We start from the raw sequence: 21,435 nt of genomic DNA, 5'->3' as shown, positions 1-21,435 counted from the left end.
AGCAAAAAATGACAGCGCAGAGTGCAGCTCCTGCCCGGGGCGGCGCTCTGCGCTGCTGTATATTTTATAACGACGGATTGACAATCCATGGATAAGTATGTTATTATAACAGAGCAATTTAGTGTGGTAGAGTAATCAATTGATAAATTGCTAATATAATAAAGTTACATACGGGAGGAAATGAGAGATGAAGAAGAGATTGGCACTTATGATGGCACTGACGGTGACAGCGGCATCCCTGCTGGCTGGCTGCGGCGGCAGCTCTGACGGATCCTCGGATGAGGGATCAGACAGCCAGGACACATCCACGGCAGAATTTACGGAAAAGGCAGAGGGAGATACGTTTACCGTTGGATTTGACCAGGATTTCCCGCCTATGGGATTTGTGGGCGAGGACGGAGAGTACACAGGATTTGACCTGGAGCTTGCCCAGGCTGTCTGTGACAAGATGGGATGGGAGTTTGTCCCGGAACCGATTGCCTGGGACGCAAAGGACGCCATGCTCGAGTCCGGAGCCATCGACTGCATCTGGAACGGGTTCACCATCAATGGAAGAGAGGACGAGTACACATGGTCCGATCCCTATCTGGACAACAGCCAGGTGTTTGTCGTGAGAGCGGATTCCGGCATCGAGTCTGCGGAAGATCTGGCAGGAAAGACGGTGGATGTACAGACAGACTCCTCCGCCCAGGCGGCGCTGGAGGACAACCAGGAGCTTTCCAGCACCTTCGGCAACCTGCAGGTGATCGCGGATTACAATACAGGATTTATGGAGCTTGAGTCCGGAGTCGTGGACGCTGTTGCCATGGATATCGTGGTGGCGAGCTACCAGATCGAGTCCAGGGATGCGGACTTTGTGATCCTGGACGATGTGATCTCCACAGAGGAGTACGGCGTGGGCTTTGCAAAGGGCAACGAGGCCGTGAGAGATCAGGTGCAGACAGCGCTGGAGGAGCTGGCCGCAGATGGGACTATGGCGGAGATCTCCACGAAATGGTTCGGTGAGGACATTACGACCATAGGAAAGTAAAATAAGTAGAATATACAAAAAGGGCTGTCCTTTTGGGCAGCCCGTTTTGCCGGACTGGCGGAGAGGAGTTTTGGTATGGAATTTTCAGTTATGCTGAACCTTCTGATCGAGGGAACCGTGATGACGGCGGAGATCTTTTTCGTGACACTGGTGCTGTCACTGCCTTTGGGGATGCTTGTGTGCTTTGGCAGGATGTCGAAAAATATCATTGTCCGCTCGTTTTTTAAATTTTACATATCTGTTATGAGGGGAACTCCCCTGATGCTGCAGCTCATGGTCTTCTACTTCGGACCCTTCTATCTGTTTGGACTGCAGATCACAGACACCTGGAAGCAGCTGGCCTGGATACTTGGATTTTCTCTCAACTATGCGGCCTATTTTGCGGAGATATACAGAGGCGGGATCGAGTCCATGCCCCAGGGACAGTATGAGGCGGCCAAGATCCTGGGCTACAGCAAGTCCCAGACTTTTATGAGGATCATCCTGCCCCAGGTCATCAAGAGGGTGATGCCCTCCATCACGAACGAGGCCATCACGCTTGTGAAGGACACATCTCTTGCCTTCACCATGTCTATCATGGAGCTGTTCAACCAGGCCAAGGCCCTTGCGGCCCGGGAGACCAACATGATCCCCTACGCCATAGCGGCCCTGATCTACTATGTGTTCTGTCTCCTTGTGGCCTTTGTCATGGAGCAGGCGGAGAAAAAGATGAGTTATTACCGGTAGGGAGAAGGAGGCAGTTATGAGTCTGTTGGAAATTAACAATTTAAAGAAGAGTTTTGACGGCCTGGAGGTGCTGAAAGATATCTCGCTCCAGGTCAGACAGGGGGAAGTGCTGGGCATCATCGGCCCCTCCGGGTCGGGAAAGTCTACCCTCCTGCGGTGCGCCACCGGCCTGGAGACACCGGACAGCGGCGAGATACACTATGAAGGGACCTTCGGGCTTGTCTTTCAGAACTTTAATCTGTTTCCGCACTATTCTGTTATAAAAAATATTACGGACGCTCCCATCAAGGTCCAGAAGAGGGATAAGGAGGAGGTCTTTGCGGAGGCCAGAGCCCTCCTTGCGAAGATGGGGCTCTCCGACAAGGAGAAAGCCTACCCCTACCAGCTCTCCGGCGGACAGCAGCAGAGGATCTCCATCGCCAGGGCGCTGGCCATGAATCCGGATATTCTCTTCTTTGATGAGCCCACCTCGGCCCTGGATCCGGAGCTGACAGGGGAGATCCTGAAGGTCATCCGGGATCTGGCAGCGGAGCACATGACCATGGTCATTGTCACACATGAGATGAATTTTGCCAGGAACGTGGCGGATCAGATCATTTTCATGGACAAGGGGGTCATTGCCCAGCAGGGGACGCCGGAGGAAGTTTTTGGTTCTTCTAACGAAAGAATGCAGGAATTCCTTGGAAAATTAGGAGAAAACTTATAAATCACGGCTTATTGTTTAGTAATACTAATAAATATGCCGGAAAATAAATAATGAGTGCTTATCTTTGACGGGCGGGGAGGAATGTTGCTTTTCTCCCCGCCTTGTATTATACTTTTATGGGTAAATCAGCGGGATTTCCCGGAAACTTGACAATGTAAAATAACAGGCAGCGCCCGCCTGCGGTGCATGGCGCTGTGAGGATAAGGAGCGAGAGAAACATACATGGATAACTTTGAAAAAGTGACAACAGGTCTTGGAGAAGAATGTGGTGTTTTCGGTGCTTATGATATGGATGGGGGCGATGTAGCCCCCACTGTCTATTATGGGCTTTTTGCACTGCAGCACAGAGGACAGGAGAGCTGCGGCATCGCAGTGACAGACACCTGCGGAGAGCGGAAGATGCGGTCAAAGAAAGGGCTGGGGCTTGTCAATGAAGTGTTTGACGAGGAAGCCCTCCATGCCCTTCACGGCAATCTGGGCGTGGGCCATGTCCGCTACTCCACGGCAGGGGGATCCAGGGCGGAGAACGCCATGCCTCTGGTCATCAACTATGTGAAAGGCGTCCTGGCCATCGCCCACAATGGAAACCTGACCAATGCGGTGGAGCTGCGGCATGAGCTGGAGCACACCGGGGCCATCTTCCAGACCACCATCGACTCGGAGGTGATCGCCTACCACATTGCCAGAGAGCGCCTGCAGGCGCCCAATGTGGAGGGGGCAGTGAAAAATGCCATGAAGAAGATCAGGGGAGCCTACGCACTGGTGGTCATCTCGCCCAGAAAGATGATCGGGGCAAGAGATCCCTTCGGCCTGAAGCCCCTGTGCATCGGAAAGAGGGACAACACCTATATCCTGGCTTCCGAGAGCTGCGCCCTGGCTGCCGTTGACGCGGAATTTGTGCGGGACGTGGAGCCGGGCGAGATCGTGTCCATCACAAAGGACGGCATCTCCTCCGACAAGAGTATGGCCATCGATCCGGCCAGGCACGCCAGATGCATTTTCGAATATATTTATTTTGCCAGAATGGACAGCACCCTGGACGGTGTGAACGTGTACCATGCCAGGATCACAGCCGGCAGGGCGCTTGCCCAGTCCTACCCGGTGGAGGCGGATCTTGTGGTGGGGGTTCCGGATTCGGGACTTGTGGCCGCAAGGGGCTACTCAGAGCAGTCCGGCATTCCGGTGGGGATGGCCTTCCACAAGAACAGCTACGTGGGGCGGACTTTTATCAAGCCAAAACAGAGCGAGCGGGAGTCCAGCGTGCGCATCAAGCTGAACGTGATCCCGGAAGTAGTACGCGGGAAAAGGATCGTCATGGTGGACGACTCCATCGTCCGGGGCACCACCTGCGCCAACATCATCCGCATGCTGAAAAAGGCGGGGGCCACGGAGGTACATGTGAGGATCAGCTCACCCCCCTTCCTGTATCCCTGTTACTTTGGAACGGATGTGCCCTCCAATGAACAGCTGATCGCGCACTCCCACACGACAGAGCAGATCCGGGAGATGATCGGAGCAGACTCCCTCGGCTACATGGAGATCGAAAAGCTGAAGGACATGGTGGGAGAGCTGGGATACTGTGATGCCTGCTTTACAGGAAATTATCCCATGGAAGTGCCCGGGCGGGATGTCTCCCTGGCATTTGAATAGAAGCTGTGCTAGAATGAGAGAAAGAGAACAGAAACTATTTTTATGAGCAGAGAAAGGAAAGAAAATCTATGAGTCACGACAGATATGTAAGCCCGCTCTCCGAGCGGTATGCCAGCAGGGAGATGCAGTACATTTTTTCTCCTGATATGAAATTCCGCACCTGGAGGCGCCTGTGGATCGCCCTGGCGGAGACGGAGAAGGAACTGGGACTTCCTATCACAGATGAGCAGATCGAGGAACTGAGGAGCCACGCGGACGATATCAATTACGATGTGGCAAAAGAGAGAGAAAAACTGGTGCGCCACGATGTTATGTCCCATGTCTATGCCTACGGCCAGCAGTGCCCCAAGGCAAAGGGCATCATCCACCTGGGAGCCACATCCTGCTACGTGGGGGACAATACGGACATCATCATCATGTCCGAGGCCCTGAAACTGGTCCGCACAAAGATCGTGAACGTGATAGCAGAGCTGGCTGATTTTGCTGAACAGTACAAAGATCTTCCCACTCTGGCCTTCACGCACTTCCAGCCGGCTCAGCCCACCACTGTAGGAAAGAGGGCAACGCTCTGGCTCCAGGAGTTTATGATGGATCTGGAGGATCTGGAGTACGTGCTGGGAAGCCTGAAGCTTCTGGGATCCAAGGGAACTACGGGAACACAGGCCAGCTTCCTGGAGCTCTTTGACGGAGACCAGGAGACCATCGACAAGATCGATCCCATGATCGCAAAGAAGATGGGCTTTGAGGCCTGCTATCCGGTGTCCGGCCAGACCTATTCACGGAAAGTGGATACAAGAGTGCTGAACGTGCTGGCGGGGATCGCTGCCAGCGCCCACAAGATGTCCAACGACATCCGGCTTCTGCAGCACTTAAAAGAAGTGGAAGAGCCCTTTGAGAAGAACCAGATCGGCTCCTCTGCCATGGCCTACAAGAGAAACCCCATGCGCAGCGAGCGGATCGCTTCCCTCTCCAGGTACGTCATGGTGGACGCGCTGAATCCGGCTGTCACCTCTGCCACTCAGTGGTTTGAGAGAACGCTGGATGACTCTGCCAACAAGCGTCTCAGCGTGCCGGAAGGCTTCCTGGCCATTGACGGCATCCTGGACCTGTGCCTGAACGTGGTGGACGGGCTTGTAGTCTACCCCAAGGTCATCGAGAAGCACCTTATGGCAGAGCTTCCGTTCATGGCTACAGAGAACATTATGATGGACGCTGTGAAGGCTGGAGGAGACCGCCAGGAGCTGCATGAGCGCATCCGGGAACTCTCCATGGAAGCAGGAAAAAATGTGAAAGAGAAGGGACTGGAGAACAACCTTCTGGAGCTGATCGCGGCAGACCCGGCTTTCGGGCTTAGTCTGGATGAGCTGAAAAAGACTATGGATCCTGCAAAATATACAGGCCGTGCCTCTGTGCAGGTGGACAAGTACCTGGCAGATGTGGTCCGTCCTATGCTGGAGAAGAACAGAGACCTTCTGGGCGTGAAGGCAGAGATCAACGTATAAAGAGTGCAAAAAGGGTGGGAAACAGAGAAATTCCCGCCCACTTTTTACTTGCTGCGATCTTTCATGGCAAAAAAAGGAGATAGACAAAATAGTAACAAAAATTGAGTTTGAAAATTGTGCAAAACATATAAAAATAACTTCTTGTTCTTGAGGGTATTGCAAAAAAACCACAACTAAGGTAGTATAAATGTGTCATTGATAGACATGATAGATCATCCATATTTATAGATGAGATATATGAGACATACAACTGCATAAGGACGATCTCTTTCACGAGAGAGCTGACAGCGAGCAGCCGCCGAAGAGGCAAGCCGAGGGACAAAGCGCTGGTCCACTGGTGAAACTTTCAGGCAAAAGGATTGGAAGAGGGACGAATTCTGAATATGTTGCAGAAGGATGAGCAGAGGACAGCTGTTCAGACATCAGCAGGGTAGACAGAGCGGGGCGGCATACACAAGGAAGTGTTTGCGACGTCCCTTTTTTATTGGGCATATATCCGGCAGAGCGCGCCGGCGACGCCCCTGACCGGCTCTTGGCCGGGCAGATGAAAGGAGACAAAAGATGGACAGCTATATGATCCTGACTAACAATCCGCTTGCAGCCCGCAAACTGGAGGGGCGCAGGACGGTATGTTATATATCTGTTCCCTATGAGGAACTGCTCAGAGAGGCAGAGAAAAAGATCTGCCAGGGCCACAGGCTTTTGTCGCATCCTCTGTCAGGGAGCGTAAAGCCAAAGGAGACACCGTACAAATCGATCATGCTGAGCGGGAAAAAAGAGGAGGTGGACCCGCAGTCCGTCAGAATGATCGAGGCGGCCATACAGACCTGTGAGAAATTCACAGACCGTCAGAAAAGTTACGGGCAGGAAGTATATGAAGATTTTCAGCTCATTGACTGGACACTGCTGGAAAGCGCGATGGAGTCGGCGGACGTATGGTAGAACCGACAGTAAGAGGCAGGAAGAAGCTGCAGAGAAACACAGCATAAAAAGGATTGCAAGGAGGTAATGAGACGTGAGATTAGAAATGGGCCACATTTACATCAAGGATATCCAGTTTGCGGATGAGAGCAAAATTCAGGACGGTGTCCTTTATGTAGCAAAGGAGGAGCTGGAAAAGACAGCTCTGGAAGATGAGAAGATCAAGGGAGTGTCTTTTGACATTGCCCGCCCGGGCGAGTCTGTCCGCATCACACCTGTGAAGGACGTGATCGAGCCCAGAGTAAAAGTGGAAGGAAGAGGAGGCGTATTCCCGGGAGTGATCTCCAAGGTAGACACAGTGGGAAGCGGAAAGACATACGCACTCAAGGGCATGGCTGTAGTGACAGCGGGACGCATTGTCGGCTTCCAGGAAGGCATTATCGACATGACAGGGCCGGGAGCACAGTACACACCCTTCTCCCAGACACTCAACCTGGTGATGGTGTGCGAGCCGGTTGATGATATCAAACAGCATGACTATGAGAAGGCAGTCAGATTTGCCGGATTCAGAGTGGCGGCCTACATTGGGGAACTTGCCCGCAGCCTGACACCGGATGAGACAAAAGTATATGAGACATGCACCATCAAGGAGGGACTGGAGAAATATCCGGAGCTCCCCAGAGTTGCCTATGTGCAGATGCTGCAGAGCCAGGGGCTTCTCCACGACACCTATGTGTACGGAGTGGACGCAAAGAAGATCGTTCCCACGATCTTAAGCCCCACAGAGATCATGGACGGCGCTATCGTGTCTGGAAACTGTGTGTCCGCATGCGACAAGAATCCTACCTATGTACATCAGAACAACCCGGTTGTGCACGACCTGTTTGAAGAGCACGGAAAGACTCTGAACTTTGTGTGCCAGATCATCACCAACGAGAACGTGTACCTGGCAGACAAGCAGCGTTCCTCCGACTGGACGGCTAAGCTGTGCAAGATGCTGGATCTGGACGGCGTCATCGTATCCCAGGAAGGATTCGGAAACCCGGATACAGACCTGATCATGAACTGTAAGAAGATCGAGGCAGAGGGCGTGAAGACAGTCATCATCACAGACGAGTACGCCGGACGGGATGGAAAGTCACAGTCTCTGGCAGATGCGGACGCGGCTGCAGACGCCGTTGTCACAGGCGGAAACGCAAACGAAGTGATCATTCTGCCTAAACTTGACAAGGTGATCGGCACACTGGACTATGTGACAAAGATCGCAGGTGCCAGCGAGGAGACGCTCCGGGAGGACGGATCTTTGGAGGTGGAGCTCCAGGTTATCACAGGAGCTACCAACGAGACAGGATTTAACAAGCTGAGCGCAAGATAGAAGGGAGGACATACAGGAAATGAGTAAGATCAAAGTTGTACATTATATCAATCAGTTCTTCGCTAATATCGGCGGAGAGGAGAAAGCGGACTACCCGGCAGAGATCCGCGTGGGTGAGGTCGTAGGACCCGGACTTGCGTTCAATATGAACTTTAAGGACGAGGCGGAGATCATTGCAACGATAGTGTGCGGTGACTCCTATTTCAATGAGAACCTGGAGAAGGCAAAGGCAGACATCCTGGCCATGGTAAAGGAGCAGGCTCCGGACGTATTCATCGCAGGACCGGCTTTCAATGCAGGACGCTACGGCGTGGCCTGCGGCACCATCGCGGCAGCTGTCCAGGAAGAGCTGGGCATCCCTGCAGTGACAGGAATGTACGTGGAGAACCCGGGCGCGGATATGTTTAAGGATCAGGTCTACATGATCTCCACAAAGAACAGCGCAGCAGGCATGAGAGCGGCAGTGGGCAAGATGGCTCCCCTGGCCCTGAAGCTGGCAAGAGGCGAGAAGATCGGCGCTTCCTGCGAGGAAGGGTATATGCCGAACGGCGTCAGGGTAAACTTCTTCGAGAAGGAGAGAGGTTCAAAGCGCGCTGTGAACATGCTCCTTAAGAAGCTGGCGGACAAGCCTTTCGAGACAGAGTATCCCATGCCCAGCTTTGACAAGGTGGCTCCTAATCCGGCAGTGAAGGATCTGGCCCACGCAAAGATCGCCCTTGTCACATCCGGCGGTATTGTTCCCAAGGGAAATCCGGACCACATTGAGAGTTCCAGTGCTTCCCACTACGGTGAGTACGATATAGCAGGCGTCATGGATCTGACAGCCGAGACATACGAGACAGCTCACGGCGGATACGATCCGGTCTATGCCAATGAGGACGCAGACAGGGTGCTTCCTGTGGACGTGCTCAGAGACATGGAGAAGGAAGGAAAGATCGGCGAGCTTCATCATCTCTTCTATACAACAACAGGAAACGGTACAGCCGTTGCATCTGCCAAGGCTTTTGCGGACGAGTTTTCACAGAAACTGAAGGCGGACGGCGTGGACGCAGTTATCCTGACCTCCACATGAGGCACCTGTACTCGTTGCGGTGCAACGATGGTGAAAGAAATTGAGAGGGCTGGCATTCCGGTAGTACACATCTGTACAGTAACACCGATCTCCATGACCGTAGGAGCCAACAGGATCGTTCCGGCTATCGCGATCCCCCATCCCCTTGGTAATCCGGCCTTAAGCCACGAGGAGGAGAAAGAACTCCGCCGCCATATCGTGGAGAAAGCCCTGACAGCTCTCACAACAGAGGTGGACGGCCAGACCATTTTCGATTAAAATGAAAACAAAAAGAAAAGGAGATGTTACCGATGAGCAAAGTTTATGACGTGATCATCCTGGGCGCAGGCCCCGGTGGTCTGGCGGCAGGACTGTACGCAGGAAGAAGCCGCCTTTCCACACTGGTCATCGAGAAGGGCCAGGACGGAGGACAGATCGCCATCACGGATGACATTGAGAACTATCCCGGCCAGATGGTGGAAGGGGAGTCAGGACCTTCCCTGATCGCAAGAATGACACAGCAGGTGGAGAAGTTCGGCGCAGAGCGCGTTGCCGACACCATCAATGCAGTGGATTTCAGCGGCGAGATCAAGATCCTGAAGAGTGCGAAAAATGAGTACCAGGCAAAAAATGTGATCATTGCCACCGGCGCTTACGCACGCCCCATCGGATGCAAGGGCGAGGCTGAGTTCAGAGGAAAAGGCGTATCCTACTGCGCTACCTGCGATGCCAACTTCTTTGAGGATCTGGAAGTGTTTGTCGTAGGAGGAGGCGACTCCGCAGTGGAGGAGGCCATGTACCTGACAAAATTCGCCAGAAAAGTTACCATCATCCACAGAAGAGACGAGCTGCGCGCAGCCAAATCCATCCAGGAGAAGGCCTTCGCGAACCCGAAGATCGAGTTCTTCTGGGACAGCGTTGTGGAGGAGTTAGGAGGAGACGACATCCTCCAGTGGATGAAGGTGAAGAATGTCAAGACCGGCGAAGTGAGAACTGTGGAGGCGGACGAGGAAGACGGCATGTTCGGCGTGTTCGGCTTTATTGGAACCGTTCCCAACTCTAAGCTGTTTGAGGGCATCCTGGATATGGACGAGAGAGGCTATATCCGCACCGATGAGGACATGCACACAAATATTCCCAATGTCTACGCAGTGGGAGATGTCCGCATCAAGAGCCTCCGTCAGGTTGTGACGGCAGCTGCGGATGGAGCCATCGCTGCTGTACAGGTGGAGAGAAGCCTGTCCGATTATTTTTAGAGACCAGGAAAAACATCTGGAAAGAAAAGGAGAGCAGAGAACAATGATTGATGTAGATAAGACCACATTTGAAGAAGAAGTGCTGAAAGCTGACGGATATGTATTCGTTGATTTCTATGGAGACGGCTGTGTGCCCTGCCAGGCTCTTATGCCGAAGGTACATGAGTTTGCAGACACATACGGGGACAAGATCAAATTCACATCCCTGAACACCACAAAGGCGCGCCGCCTTGCCATTTCCCAGAAAGTTCTGGGACTTCCGGTAATGGCCATCTACAAGGATGGAGAGAAAGTCGAGGAGCTTGTAAAAGACGACTGCACACCGGAGAGCATTGAAGCGATGATTAAGAAATATCTTTAATCATAAAAATTTTAAAGCAGCAAAAAACAACATAAGAAAGGAGAACGCATAATTATGGCTATTTTGGAAAACAAAAAAGTGATAGTTATCGGAGACCGTGACGGAATTCCGGGACCTGCCATTGCCGAGTGTGTAAAGACGGCTGGCGGGGAAGTGGTATTCGCGTCCACGGAATGCTTCGTCTGAACGAGCGCAGGCGCAATGGATCTGGAAAACCAGAAGAGAGTAAAGGAGTTTGCTGACGAGTACGGCCCGGAGAACCTTGTTGTAGTTCTCGGAGCCGCAGAGGGCGAGGCTGCAGGTCTTGCAGCTGAGACTGTTACAGCAGGAGATCCTACTTTCGCAGGTCCATTGACAGGAGTCCAGCTTGGACTTCAGGTTTATCACGTATGCGAGCCGGAGATGAAGGAAGAATTTGACGAGGCTGTCTATGATGAGCAGATCAGCATGATGGAGATGGTTCTCGATGTAGATGATATCATTTCCGAGATGACAGCTATCAGAGAGCAATATTGTAAATTCTAGGAGGGCGGGGCGGTGTCACCCCGCCGCTCTGCTTATTACGATAAAAAAAGAAGAAAGGGGAAAAACCCATGAACAGTGTGATCAAAGGGGCAAGCTATATTTTAGTACATACACCGGATATGGTTTTGTATAACGGAACAACACAGACGACAGAGCGCATCGTCAATCCTGAGTCGGAGTATCTGAAGGAAGTGCCGGAAAAACTCCGCTCATATGAGGAGGCGGTATCCTACTGGCCAAACCAGACCTATATCGGCAACGTCCATCCGGAGGAGCTGGCGGAAGTGGAATTCCCCTGGTACGACAAGAAGATGGAAGGGGCGGACCGCTACGGAAAATTTGGCGAGATCATGCCTGAGGAAGAGTTCCTCCTCCTTGTGCAGGCCAGCGACATGTTCGAGGTGGTAAGACTGGAGAAGGGATTTGTCGCAGCCCATAAGGAAGCGCTGGCAAAAGATCCGGTGATCACAGAAGAGATCCTGGAAAGAGTGCACGAGGGTGTGGAGCTTTCCGAGATCGAGCAGTTTGTAAATGAAGAGCATGCAGAAGGACTGTATTTCGATGGAAAACTGGTGGGCTGTGTGAAGGCCGCCCACGACATTGACCAGAATCTGTCCGCTCATGTCATGCATGAGAACCTGATGAGCAAGGCATCCAGCGTGCTGGCGCTCCTCTACGCGGTCCGCAACGCGGGCATCAAAAAGGAGGACGTGGAGTACGTCATCGACTGTGCGGAGGAGGCCTGCGGCGATATGAACCAGAGAGGCGGCGGCAACTTCGCAAAGGCGGCAGCAGAGGTGGCAGGACTTGTGAACGCCACAGGCTCTGACGCCAGAGGCTTCTGTGCGGCGCCTACCCATGCTGTCATTGAGGCGGCGGCTCTGGTGAAATCCGGCGCATACAAGACTGTTGTCGTGACCAGCGGCGGCTGCACGGCCAAGCTTGGTATGAACGGCAAGGACCATGTGAAGAAGGGCCTCCCCATCCTGGAGGACTGCCTGGGCGGATTTGCCGTTGTCATCACAGAGAACGACGGCGTAAGCCCGGAGATCGACCTTGGCATGCTGGGACGCCACACAGTGGGCACAGGTTCTGCTCCCCAGGCTGTCATCGGCAGTCTTGTAGCGGATCCTCTGGACAGAGCGGGCATGAAGATCCCGGATATCGACAAGTATTCACCGGAGATGCAGAACCCGGATATCACCAAACCGGCGGGAGCCGGAGATGTGCCTCTTGCCAACTACAAGATGATCGGCGCTCTGGCTGTGAAGAGAGGAGAGCTGGACCGCAAGGAGCTGGCAGACTTTACAAAGAAGCACGGACTGACCGGCTGGGCGCCCACCCAGGGACATATTCCCTCCGGTGTGCCTTACATCGGCGTTGCCAGGGAGGATATCCTGGAAGGAAAGATCAAGAATGCCATGATCATCGGAAAGGGAAGCCTCTTCCTTGGCCGTATGACCAATCTTTTTGACGGCGTGTCTTTCGTGATCCACGGAAACACGGCAGAGCAGGAGAAGAAAGAGAGCGGCGTCTCCGAAGAGGAAGTAAAAGGGCTGATCGCAAAAGCTATGAAAGAATTTGCAGCAGCGCTTCTGGCAGAGTAAAGGAGGGTGGAACATGGCTGATCACATTGAAAAAATAATCGCCTCCACCTTTATGGAAATGGCAGAGGGGCTGGAGAGCGGCCGGTTCGGGAAAAAGCCCAAGATCGCTCTCACCGGTATGGGAAGCGAACACGGTGAGGAGAACGCTATGGAGGCAGCTGTGGCCGCCGCAAAGGAGGGGATCGATGTCTTCTACATCGGCACTCTTGAGGCGGAAGGCGTGACCACTGTCAAAGTGGCTGACGAGGAGGAAGGACACAAAAAGATGGAGGAGCTCCTGAAGAACAAGGAAGTGGACGGGGCTGTCACCATGCATTTTCCTTTCCCTATCGGCGTCTCCACTGTGGGCCGGGCCGTCACCCCCGCGAAGGGAAGGGAGATGTTTGTGGCCACCACTACAGGCACCTCCAGCGCGGACCGCATTGAAGGGATGATCAAAAATGCCATTTACGGCATCATTGCAGCAAAAGCCTGCGGAAAGAAGAATCCCACCGTCGGGATTCTGAATGTGGACGGGGCGCGCCAGACGGAGATCGCCCTGAAACAGCTGAAAGAGAACGGATATGATATTACATTTGCCGAGTCGGCGAGGGCAGACGGCGGGTGCGTCATGAGGGGAAATGACGTGCTCCAGGGATCTGCGGATATTATGGTATGTGACTCGCTGTCCGGAAATATCCTGATCAAGATGCTCTCCTCCTTCACGACAGGAGGAAGCTATGAGGCGTCAGGATTTGGCTACGGCCCTGGTATTGGGGAAAATTATGAGCAGCTGGTGCTGATCATTTCCAGGGCTTCCGGGGCGCCCCTCATCAAGGGTGCGCTGAATTATGCGGCTGATCTTTTGAGAGGAAAAGTCTTTGACATTGCGAAGGAAGAGTTTGCGGCAGCAGAAAAAGCGGGCCTGAAAGAGATACTGGCAGCGAGAAAAGCGTCTGCAAAGCCTGCGGAGCAGGAGGAAGTGAAGGCGCCGGCCAAGGAACCGGTGACATCACAGATCGCAGGGATCGAGATCATGGATCTGGAGGACGGCGTGCGGGCTCTCTGGAAGCTGGGGATTTATGCGGAGAGCGGCATGGGCTGTACAGGGCCTATCATCCTGGTGTCCGATGCCAACCTGGGCAGAGCTCAGGAGGAGCTGAAGAAGGCCGGATATATCAACTAAAAGTATAAAGAGAGGAGGCAGCGTCTGGTATGCCGGGACGCCGCCTCCTCTTTTGCTATTGTTTTTGTGTAAGAACAGTCCAAAATCCCTCTGTCATTTTTGAAAGGATGGTGTTATAATAGGCTGAACTTGTAAATGGAAAGATCAGATAGAGGGACGAAAAGGATGGAAATTCAACAGGTTACACTGCAGAAGACTGCATTTCTCGACTTACTGATGCTGGCAGATCCCCAGGAGGACATGATAGAGAAGTATCTGGACTCCGGGGATATGTTTGCGTTATACGACGACCAGGGGCAGGTGCAGTCTGTCTGTGTTGTCTGTCAGATTGGGAAAAGAAAATGTGAGCTGAAGAACCTGGCCACCAGGGAGGAGGCTCAGGGCAGGGGGTATGGCACGGCCCTTGTCCACTATGTGTGTGAGAAATACAGCTATCAGTGCGACACCATGTATGTGGGGACCGGGAACACGGAGAAGACAATCCGCTTTTACCAGCACTGCGGCTTTGTCCACTCCCACATTGTGCCCGGATTTTTTACAGCCAATTACAGGGAGCCCATCTGGGATGAGGGGGTGCTGCTGACGGACATGATCTACCTGAAAAAGGACCTGAAGACAGAGGCAGATCCCAAGAAGGTGCTGGATCTGGCCCTGGAGGCGGGGCGCATCCTTTTGAAAAACGGCGGTGAGATTTTCCGTGTGGAGGAGACGATCAAATACATATGCGGGCGCTTTCACGTGGATGATGTGGACACGTTTACACTCAGTCATGCCATTATTGTCAGCATCAAGATCGGCGACGGGGACACCTACACCCGGGTAAAGCATATCCCTTTGTCCTCCTCCCACCTTGGGATCGTGGCGGAGGTGAATGCTCTCTCTCGGGAGATCTCCGCCGGCCTTGTGGGGATAGATGAGGCCTTTGAGCGCCTGAAGGAGATTGAAGAGATCCCGCCCACGAAGGGCTATCTGCAGATCCTTGCGGCAGGCATGGGAAGCGGGTGCTTCGGGTTCCTTCTGGGGGCGGGCGTGATGGACAGCCTGGCTGCCTTTCTCATAGGCTGCTTCCTGTATGTGTGGGTCCTGGCCTCCAAAAGGCTCCGTATATCCAAGATCATCGTCAACATCGTGGGAGGTGCCCTTATCACCTTCCTGGCCCTCCTGTTCCGGCATTTCTTCCCGTCTGTCCTTCACCTGGACGGCATGATCATCAGCGGCATCATGCCCCTGGTGCCGGGAATGGCTTTTACCAATGCCATCCGGGACATTGCGGACAGCGACTTCCTGTCCGGGACTGTGCGTATGATAGACGCGCTCCTGGTCTTTGTCTATATTGCTATCGGCGTCGGCTTTACGCTGGGAGCCTACACGAACATCATGGGAGGAGTGGGTATATGATGAGTGCTGTTCAGGATATACTGCTGAATTTTTTCTGCGCCTTTTTCGGGACCATAGGGTTCGCCGTCATGTTCAATGTGCCGAAGCGCTTCTATATCAGCTGCGGGACGACGGGAGCCATGGGCTGGATCGTCTACTGCCTGGCCGTGGAACACGCCTCGGCGGCGGTGTCCTCCTTCTTCGGGGCGCTGGTAGTGGTGCTCATCTCGCGGATGCTGACTGTGCGGCTGAAATGCCCTATCACGATCTTCATGATCTCGGGTATTTTCCCCCTCGTGCCCGGGGCGGGCGTGTATTACACGGCCTACTACCTGGTGACAGGTCAGCTTGGGGAGGCGGCCCAGAGAGGGATCGGCGCGGTGAAGGTTGCCTTTGCCATTGTGCTCGGCATCGTATTTATCGTCTCCATCCCGAGAGAGTTTTTCCAGCCCCGGTACTGGAAAAAGCGGTGGAGTCTGCACAAGGCATCTAAAGAGGCTTGATTGTCATAAATTGCATGTGGTACAATAAAAAATAACAAGATCCTTTTGGGTCGTGGATCACAGAAGGTGAGAAGGAGGCGGAGACTATGTCGGGTATTGCGGGAACCATTTACGAGATGCTCAAAGAGAGCAGATACACGGTCGTGCTGAGCGGGCGGGCCATGTTGGAGGAAAGCGGCTATCCGGTCGTCAGGGACGGGGGAGAGTCCTATGCCATTGAGGAAAAGTATGGGTACTCCGCCGAGGAGATCTTTTCCAGCTCCTTTTTTTCTACCCGGAAGCAGCAGTTTTATGATTTTTATCGGAATGAACTCCTCCAGGCGGTGGACATACCGCCGGGAAAGGGGTATTATGAAATGGCCAGGCTGGAGGAGTCAGGCATCTTTCAGACCATCATAACAAGGAGGCTGTTCCACCTTCCAAGCAGGGCGGGATGCAGGAATGTCATAGAGCTTCACGGAAGCATTTTCAGGAACTACTGTCCCCACTGCGGGCGGGAGTATCCGATAGAGTACATAAGGAACACCGACAAGATTCCGCTGTGCCAGTCATGCGGGCAGGCGGTGCGGCCGGATGTCATTCTTTTCGGGGAGATGGTGGACAACCAGGTGATCACCCGGGCCGCCACCGAGATGCAGAAGGCGGATGTGCTCCTCGTTCTGGGGACGAACCTGAAATCCTTCCTGTGCAGCCAGCTTACCGGCTACTATGAAGGGGATAAACTGATTGTCATAGACGAAGAAGACCACTTCTCCAATAAGGACGCGGACATCTTCTGGCAGAGCCGGGTGGATGACGCACTGGGGGAAATCATTATAGAAATGGAGAGAGACAATGAGTAAAGTAAGAACAAGATTTGCACCAAGCCCCACAGGCAGGATGCATGTGGGCAATCTGAGAACTGCGCTGTACGCGTATCTGATCGCGAAACATGAGGGAGGAGATTTCATCCTCCGCATTGAGGATACAGATCAGGAGCGGTTCATGGAAGGGGCGCTGGAGATCATATACAGAACACTGGAGAAGACAGGACTTGTCCACGACGAGGGACCGGACAAGGACGGGGGCGTGGGCCCTTATGTCCAGAGTGAGAGAAATGCGACCGGCGTCTATCTGAAGTACGCGAAACAGCTCATCGAGCAGGGAGACGCCTACTACTGCTTCTGTGACAAGGAGAGACTGGAGTCTCTGCGCAGCAAGGTGTCTGAGACGGGAACAGAGATCGTGGTCTATGACAAGCACTGCCTCCATCTGAGCAAAGAGGAGATCGAGGCAAATTTGGCGGCCGGGAAGCCCTACGTGATCCGAATCAACATGCCGACAGAGGGGACTACCACTTTCCACGATGAGATCTACGGGGATATCACCGTACCCAACGAGGAGCTGGACGACATGATCCTGATCAAGTCCGACGGATATCCCACCTACAACTTTGCCAACGTGGTGGACGACCACCTGATGGGGATCACCCATGTGGTCCGGGGAAATGAGTACCTGTCCTCCGCCCCCAAATACAACCGCATTTACGAGGCTTTCGGATGGGATGTGCCGGTGTACGTGCACTGTCCGCTGATCACAGATGAGAACCACAAAAAACTGAGCAAAAGGTGCGGACATTCCTCCTACGAGGATCTGCTGGAGCAGGGCTTTGTGTCAGAGGCCATCGTCAACTATGTGGCTCTTCTTGGCTGGTGCCCGGAGGGGACACAGGAGATCTTTTCCCTGGAGGAGCTGGTGGAGGCCTTTGACTACCGTCATATGAGCAAATCTCCGGCTGTATTCGACATTCAGAAGCTGAAATGGATGAACAGCGAGTACCTGAAGGCTATGGATTTTGACAGATTTTATGAGATGGCAGAGCCCTACATCAAAGAGGTCATCACAAAAGACATAGATCTTAAGAAGATTGCCGCTCTTGTGAAGACAAGGATCGAGATCTTCCCGGATATCAGGGAACACATTGATTTCTTTGAGGAGCTGCCGGAGTACGACACCTCCATGTACTGCCATAAGAAGATGAAGACCAATGAGGAGACATCTCTGGAAGTGCTGCGGGAGACGCTGCCGCTTCTTGAGAGCCAGGAGGATTACAGCAACGACGCGCTCTACAATACGCTGAAGTCCTACGTGGATGAGAAGGGCGTCAAGATCGGCTATGTGATGTGGCCGCTGCGGACAGCCGTGTCCGGCAAGCAGAGCACACCGGGAGGAGCCACGGAGATCATGGAAGTCCTGGGAAAAGAGGAGTCTCTTGCCCGCATCCGCAAAGGGATCGAAAAACTGGAAGAGAGGTAGAAGATGCAGCTTAACAAAGCGCAGCAGGAGGCCGCCTGCCACAAGGAGGGACCCTGTATGGTCCTGGCAGGGCCGGGCTCCGGCAAGACACTCACCATCGCGGCGAGGATCAAATATTTAATAGAGAGAGAAAAAGTAAGACCAGAAGAAATTCTGGTCATTACTTTTACCAGATATGCGGCCCGGCAGATGAAACAGAGGTTTGAGGGGCTCATGGGAGGAAGGGGCATGCCTGTCACGTTCGGCACCTTCCACGGGATCTACTACGGCATCCTGAAGTGGGCTTACGGCCTGACATCGGCCAATATCATGGCGGAGGAGGAGAAGAGGGAGCTGCTGCGCCAGATCCTTTCTCTGCCCCAGATGAGCCCGGACATGGAGATAGAGGACGAGAAGGACTATCTGGAGCGGCTCCTGTCCGAGATGGGGAAAGTAAAAAACAGCGGGATCAGGCTCTCAGAGTATGAGTCACAGGTCAGCCCCCGGCATTTCCAGGACATATGCACACTCTATGAGAAGAAAAAGAAGCAGATGAAAAAGATCGACTTTGACGATATGCTGCTCCTGTGCTGGAAGCTCTTTAAGACCAGATCGGACATATTGGAGAGATGGCAGGGGAAGTTCCGCTATATCCTTGTGGATGAGTTCCAGGATGTGAACCGGGTTCAGTACGAGGTGCTCAGGATGCTGGCTCTTCCGGAGAACAACCTCTTTGTGGTGGGAGATGACGACCAGTCCATCTACCAGTTCCGGGGTGCCAGACCCGGGATCATGCTGGGATTCCCCAAGGATTACCCCGGCGCCAGGCAGATCCTGCTGGATGTGAACTACCGGTGTACTTCCTACATCCTGAAGGGGGCAGTCCGGGTCATCGAGCACAATAAAAAACGGTATCCGAAAAAGCTGCGCGCGGTGAAGGACAAGGGGGCTCTGGTTCATGTCCAGGAGGTGAAAGACCCCACGGAGGAGGCAAAGTACATTATCTCCTCCATACAGAAGCGCATGGAAGAGGGGAAGGATCTCAAAGATATGGCAGTCCTCTTCCGGACCAATCTGGACGCGGGCATCCTGGCCGGACAGCTGATGGAACATCGCCTGCCCTTCTCCATGCGGGAGTATGTGCGCAACGTGTTCGAGCATTTTATCGGGCGAAATATCCGCAGCTACATGGAGCTGGCGTCCGGCCGGCGGGACAGAAAGTATTTCCTGGACATTGCCAACTGTCCCAGGCGGTATATCAGCCGGGAGAGCATGGAACATCCGGCGGTCTCTTTTGAGGAGCTGCGGAAGTTCTACTGTGACAAGGACTGGATGCAGGACCGCATCGATCAGTTTGAGTGGGATATCAAAATGATGGAGAACAAAACGCCCTTTGCGGCCCTGCAGTACATCCGCAAGCGGATCGGCTACGATGAGTACCTGCGGGAGTGGGCTAAGACGCGCCGTGTGGGGGAAGAGGATCTCTTTGAGATCCTGGAGCAGATCCAGGAGAGCACAAAGGATTTTCAGACAATGGAAGAGTGGTTCCGCTATACGGATGAGTACGGGAGAAATCTGCGGGAGCAGCAGAGAAGAAAAAGTGATGAGAACAGGGAGGGCATCTCCCTTATGACCATGCACAGTGCCAAGGGGCTGGAATTTGACACGGTCTTTATCCTGGGTGCCAACGAGGGCGTGACACCCTACAAGAAGGCAAAGCTGGAGGAGGAGATTGAGGAGGAGAGACGCATGTTCTATGTGGCCATGACGAGGGCCAAGGAGAAGCTGGTCATCACTTACGTGAAAACAAAAAACGGAAAGGATGCGGATCCTTCCCGGTTCGTGGAGGAGCTTCTGCTCCGGGGCAAAAAGAAGAAGGACGCCTAGAAGGCGTCCAGATCTTCCTCAAATTCCTGCTCATCCAGCCACTCGTCAAAAGCGTCGGCTGCGATCTCGTACTCCTCGTCGTCCTCGATGTTCTCAAGATCCGGATTTTCCGGGTCTGTCTCAATGTAGCGGTAGATGTATACATCCCCCTCTTCTTCCCCGTTTTCATCCAGCGGAAGGAGAGCGATGTACTGACGGCCGCCTGCCTCGTAGATGGTGAGGACGGCACACTCGAGCACTTCATCATTGTCCAGAGTCAGTGTTACCGTGATCTCTTCATTCTGCTGTTCTCTCATAGTCATTTTCTCCTTTTTTCTCTGTCATGTTTTAAGAGAGTTCCTCTTTCTTTACTCTACCAGAGAGCGGCGGTAAAAGCAAGACATATCGGGTCGCCATATTCCCCCGGCCATACGGGACTGGTCAAACGGTGTAAAATGTTGTAAAATACTAAATATGTATGAGATTATTTAGATGACATGAAGGAGGAACATATATGAGAAACCGAAAGTTCATGGCTGTCCTTGCCATGATCCTTATCTGCGTCCTGTCAGCGGCAGGCTGCAGCAAAAAGAACGTGGGCAGTCCGGAGGACAACCCGGTGCAGGAAGAAGACGAGGAGGGACAGGGAGAGGACGGACAGGCTGAGGGGGAAGGATATACATTCGGCTTCAGCGCCATCGATATGGAAAATCCTTATTTTATCACGCTGGAAAATTCTATCCGCGAAACCCTGACAGAGCAGGGCCATGAGCTGATCACCATGGATCCGGGGACCGATGCGGCTACCCAGGAGTCCCAGATCGAACAGATGATAGATTCCGGCATAGACGCTATTTTCCTGAGCCCTGTCAACTGGGAGAGCATTACGCCGTCCCTGCAGGCGCTTCAGGAGGCGGGCGTGAAGATCATCAACGTGGACACCCAGGTGAAGGAGATGGACTACGTGGATGCCTACGTGGGCTCTGACAATGTGGAGGCGGGCAGGATCTGCGGACAGGCTCTGATGGAGCGGTGCCCGAAAGGCGGAAAGGTGCTCATCCTTGAGTGCCCCACGCAGAATTCCATCAATGACCGGATCACCGGCTTTGAGGAGGTGATCTCAGATGCGGATCCAGGATTTGAGATCGTGGCCAGAGAGAACACAGACGGAAAGTTTGAGAAATCCCTGGAGGTGGCCCAGACAGCGCTGGAAGCGCACCCGGATGTGACTGCCATCATGTGCGGCAATGACCAGATCGCCGTGGGAGCACAGACAGCGGTCAATCTTCTCGGGATGGACGACGTGATCATCTATGGCGTGGACGGATCCCCGGATATCAAAAAGGAGCTTTTGAAATCTGACACACAGATTGCCGGCACTGCGGCCCAGTCTCCCATCAATATGGGGAAAACAGCTGTGGAAGTAGGACTGGCTATCCTGAATGGAGAGGACTACGAGAAGGAAAACTATGTGGAGATCATTGATATGATCACAAAGGACAATGTGGAAATGTATGGAGCAGACGGCTGGCAGTAGGAG

The 21,435-nt window shown here is 53.4% G+C and carries 20 protein-coding genes and 1 riboswitch; of the genes, 19 read left to right on the top strand and 1 reads right to left on the bottom strand.

The features are described from left to right. Nucleotides 1–187: 187 nt before the first annotated feature. The 18 genes from INF30_RS03020 to INF30_RS02935 all read left to right on the top strand — a co-directional run bounded on the left by INF30_RS03020 (nt 188) and on the right by INF30_RS02935 (nt 19,916). Nucleotides 188–1,030, top strand: a complete 843-nt coding sequence (locus INF30_RS03020) for an amino acid ABC transporter substrate-binding protein (protein ID WP_226394171.1) — start codon at nt 188–190, stop codon at nt 1,028–1,030. A gap of 75 nt (nt 1,031–1,105) precedes the next feature. Beyond that, the gene (locus tag INF30_RS03015; RefSeq protein ID WP_226394170.1) at nt 1,106–1,756 is read left to right on the top strand and encodes an amino acid ABC transporter permease; all 651 of its coding nucleotides are present in this window, start codon (nt 1,106–1,108) and stop codon (nt 1,754–1,756) included. Nucleotides 1,757–1,772: 16 nt separating this feature from the next. After that, nucleotides 1,773–2,462 carry an amino acid ABC transporter ATP-binding protein gene (locus tag INF30_RS03010; protein ID WP_076777224.1) on the top strand — a complete coding sequence of 230 codons (690 nt, stop codon included), beginning with the start codon at nt 1,773–1,775 and terminating at the stop codon, nt 2,460–2,462. A gap of 222 nt (nt 2,463–2,684) precedes the next feature. After that, complete coding sequence (purF, locus tag INF30_RS03005) at nt 2,685–4,112, top strand: amidophosphoribosyltransferase (protein WP_226394169.1); 1,428 nt, start codon at nt 2,685–2,687, stop codon at nt 4,110–4,112. A gap of 68 nt (nt 4,113–4,180) precedes the next feature. Then, on the top strand, nt 4,181–5,614 hold the full coding sequence (gene purB / locus INF30_RS03000; protein WP_076777226.1) for an adenylosuccinate lyase: 1,434 nt from the start codon (nt 4,181–4,183) through the stop codon (nt 5,612–5,614). Between the two features lie 261 nt (nt 5,615–5,875). Then, nucleotides 5,876–5,986: riboswitch (glycine riboswitch) on the top strand. Between the two features lie 189 nt (nt 5,987–6,175). Continuing rightward, a complete protein-coding gene (locus INF30_RS02995) occupies nt 6,176–6,556 on the top strand; it encodes a GrdX family protein (protein WP_076777227.1) in 381 nt (126 codons plus the stop codon). Nucleotides 6,557–6,629: 73 nt separating this feature from the next. After that, complete coding sequence (locus INF30_RS02990; RefSeq protein WP_226394168.1) at nt 6,630–7,910, top strand: glycine/sarcosine/betaine reductase component B subunit; 1,281 nt, start codon at nt 6,630–6,632, stop codon at nt 7,908–7,910. Between the two features lie 19 nt (nt 7,911–7,929). Continuing rightward, on the top strand, nt 7,930–9,240 hold the full coding sequence (gene grdB / locus INF30_RS02985) for a glycine reductase complex selenoprotein B (protein WP_081957933.1): 1,311 nt from the start codon (nt 7,930–7,932) through the stop codon (nt 9,238–9,240). Nucleotides 9,241–9,272: 32 nt separating this feature from the next. Continuing rightward, complete coding sequence (trxB, locus tag INF30_RS02980) at nt 9,273–10,217, top strand: thioredoxin-disulfide reductase (protein WP_033124534.1); 945 nt, start codon at nt 9,273–9,275, stop codon at nt 10,215–10,217. Between the two features lie 43 nt (nt 10,218–10,260). Then, nucleotides 10,261–10,578, top strand: coding sequence for a thioredoxin TrxA (gene trxA, locus INF30_RS02975; RefSeq protein ID WP_033124535.1), 318 nt, complete (start codon nt 10,261–10,263; stop codon nt 10,576–10,578). 54 nt (nt 10,579–10,632) lie between these two features. Next, nucleotides 10,633–11,103: a glycine/sarcosine/betaine reductase complex selenoprotein A gene (gene grdA, locus INF30_RS02970; protein WP_081957934.1), complete on the top strand. Its 471-nt coding sequence runs from the start codon at nt 10,633–10,635 to the stop codon at nt 11,101–11,103. A 68-nt stretch (nt 11,104–11,171) separates the two neighbouring features. Continuing rightward, complete coding sequence (gene grdC, locus INF30_RS02965; RefSeq protein WP_033124538.1) at nt 11,172–12,710, top strand: glycine/sarcosine/betaine reductase complex component C subunit beta; 1,539 nt, start codon at nt 11,172–11,174, stop codon at nt 12,708–12,710. A gap of 13 nt (nt 12,711–12,723) precedes the next feature. Next, the gene (gene grdD, locus INF30_RS02960) at nt 12,724–13,875 is read left to right on the top strand and encodes a glycine/sarcosine/betaine reductase complex component C subunit alpha (RefSeq protein WP_076777230.1); all 1,152 of its coding nucleotides are present in this window, start codon (nt 12,724–12,726) and stop codon (nt 13,873–13,875) included. 165 nt (nt 13,876–14,040) lie between these two features. Continuing rightward, entirely contained in the window at nt 14,041–15,273 is a 1,233-nt protein-coding gene (locus INF30_RS02955; protein ID WP_076777231.1) for a GNAT family N-acetyltransferase, read from the top strand. Next, a complete protein-coding gene (locus tag INF30_RS02950; RefSeq protein WP_226394167.1) occupies nt 15,270–15,755 on the top strand; it encodes a threonine/serine exporter family protein in 486 nt (161 codons plus the stop codon). Before INF30_RS02955 ends, INF30_RS02950 begins: the two co-directional genes overlap by 4 nt. 86 nt (nt 15,756–15,841) lie before the next feature. Further along, entirely contained in the window at nt 15,842–16,597 is a 756-nt protein-coding gene (locus INF30_RS02945) for an SIR2 family NAD-dependent protein deacylase (RefSeq protein ID WP_076777232.1), read from the top strand. Continuing rightward, nucleotides 16,590–18,050 (top strand): glutamate--tRNA ligase, encoded by a 1,461-nt coding sequence (gene gltX, locus INF30_RS02940; RefSeq protein ID WP_226394166.1) that lies wholly within the window; start codon nt 16,590–16,592, stop codon nt 18,048–18,050. Before INF30_RS02945 ends, gltX begins: the two co-directional genes overlap by 8 nt. Before the next feature lie 3 nt (nt 18,051–18,053). Then, nucleotides 18,054–19,916: an ATP-dependent helicase gene (locus INF30_RS02935; protein ID WP_226394165.1), complete on the top strand. Its 1,863-nt coding sequence runs from the start codon at nt 18,054–18,056 to the stop codon at nt 19,914–19,916. On the opposite strand, the gene INF30_RS02930 is transcribed toward INF30_RS02935, so the two are convergent. Beyond that, entirely contained in the window at nt 19,913–20,212 is a 300-nt protein-coding gene (locus tag INF30_RS02930; RefSeq protein ID WP_226394164.1) for a DUF1292 domain-containing protein, read from the bottom strand. The two genes, INF30_RS02935 and INF30_RS02930, sit on opposite strands and share 4 nt — an antisense overlap. A 197-nt stretch (nt 20,213–20,409) precedes the next feature. Here INF30_RS02930 and INF30_RS02925 point away from each other — a divergent pair, with 197 nt between their 5' ends. Continuing rightward, a complete protein-coding gene (locus INF30_RS02925; protein ID WP_226394163.1) occupies nt 20,410–21,432 on the top strand; it encodes a sugar ABC transporter substrate-binding protein in 1,023 nt (340 codons plus the stop codon). Nucleotides 21,433–21,435: the final 3 nt, after the last annotated feature.

Origin of the sequence: Claveliimonas monacensis, from assembly GCF_014982975.1 — a bacterium.
Classification (GTDB): Bacteria; Bacillota; Clostridia; order Lachnospirales; family Lachnospiraceae; genus Claveliimonas; species Claveliimonas monacensis.
The sequence above is the reverse complement of the archived record's forward strand: the minus strand, read 5'-3'. Positions and strand labels throughout refer to the sequence as shown.

Coding starts and splice junctions, on each gene's coding strand:
- INF30_RS02995 (WP_076777227.1), top strand. CDS start 6,176: ATGGACAGCTATATGATCCTGACTAACAATCCGCTTGCAGCCCGCAAA.
- INF30_RS03010 (WP_076777224.1), top strand. CDS start 1,773: ATGAGTCTGTTGGAAATTAACAATTTAAAGAAGAGTTTTGACGGCCTG.
- trxB (WP_033124534.1), top strand. CDS start 9,273: ATGAGCAAAGTTTATGACGTGATCATCCTGGGCGCAGGCCCCGGTGGT.
- INF30_RS02945 (WP_076777232.1), top strand. CDS start 15,842: ATGTCGGGTATTGCGGGAACCATTTACGAGATGCTCAAAGAGAGCAGA.
- INF30_RS02950 (WP_226394167.1), top strand. CDS start 15,270: ATGATGAGTGCTGTTCAGGATATACTGCTGAATTTTTTCTGCGCCTTT.
- trxA (WP_033124535.1), top strand. CDS start 10,261: ATGATTGATGTAGATAAGACCACATTTGAAGAAGAAGTGCTGAAAGCT.
- purB (WP_076777226.1), top strand. CDS start 4,181: ATGAGTCACGACAGATATGTAAGCCCGCTCTCCGAGCGGTATGCCAGC.
- INF30_RS03015 (WP_226394170.1), top strand. CDS start 1,106: ATGGAATTTTCAGTTATGCTGAACCTTCTGATCGAGGGAACCGTGATG.
- INF30_RS02955 (WP_076777231.1), top strand. CDS start 14,041: ATGGAAATTCAACAGGTTACACTGCAGAAGACTGCATTTCTCGACTTA.
- purF (WP_226394169.1), top strand. CDS start 2,685: ATGGATAACTTTGAAAAAGTGACAACAGGTCTTGGAGAAGAATGTGGT.
- INF30_RS02935 (WP_226394165.1), top strand. CDS start 18,054: ATGCAGCTTAACAAAGCGCAGCAGGAGGCCGCCTGCCACAAGGAGGGA.
- gltX (WP_226394166.1), top strand. CDS start 16,590: ATGAGTAAAGTAAGAACAAGATTTGCACCAAGCCCCACAGGCAGGATG.
- grdD (WP_076777230.1), top strand. CDS start 12,724: ATGGCTGATCACATTGAAAAAATAATCGCCTCCACCTTTATGGAAATG.
- grdC (WP_033124538.1), top strand. CDS start 11,172: ATGAACAGTGTGATCAAAGGGGCAAGCTATATTTTAGTACATACACCG.
- INF30_RS02925 (WP_226394163.1), top strand. CDS start 20,410: ATGAGAAACCGAAAGTTCATGGCTGTCCTTGCCATGATCCTTATCTGC.
- INF30_RS02930 (WP_226394164.1), bottom strand. CDS start 20,212: ATGAGAGAACAGCAGAATGAAGAGATCACGGTAACACTGACTCTGGAC.
- INF30_RS03020 (WP_226394171.1), top strand. CDS start 188: ATGAAGAAGAGATTGGCACTTATGATGGCACTGACGGTGACAGCGGCA.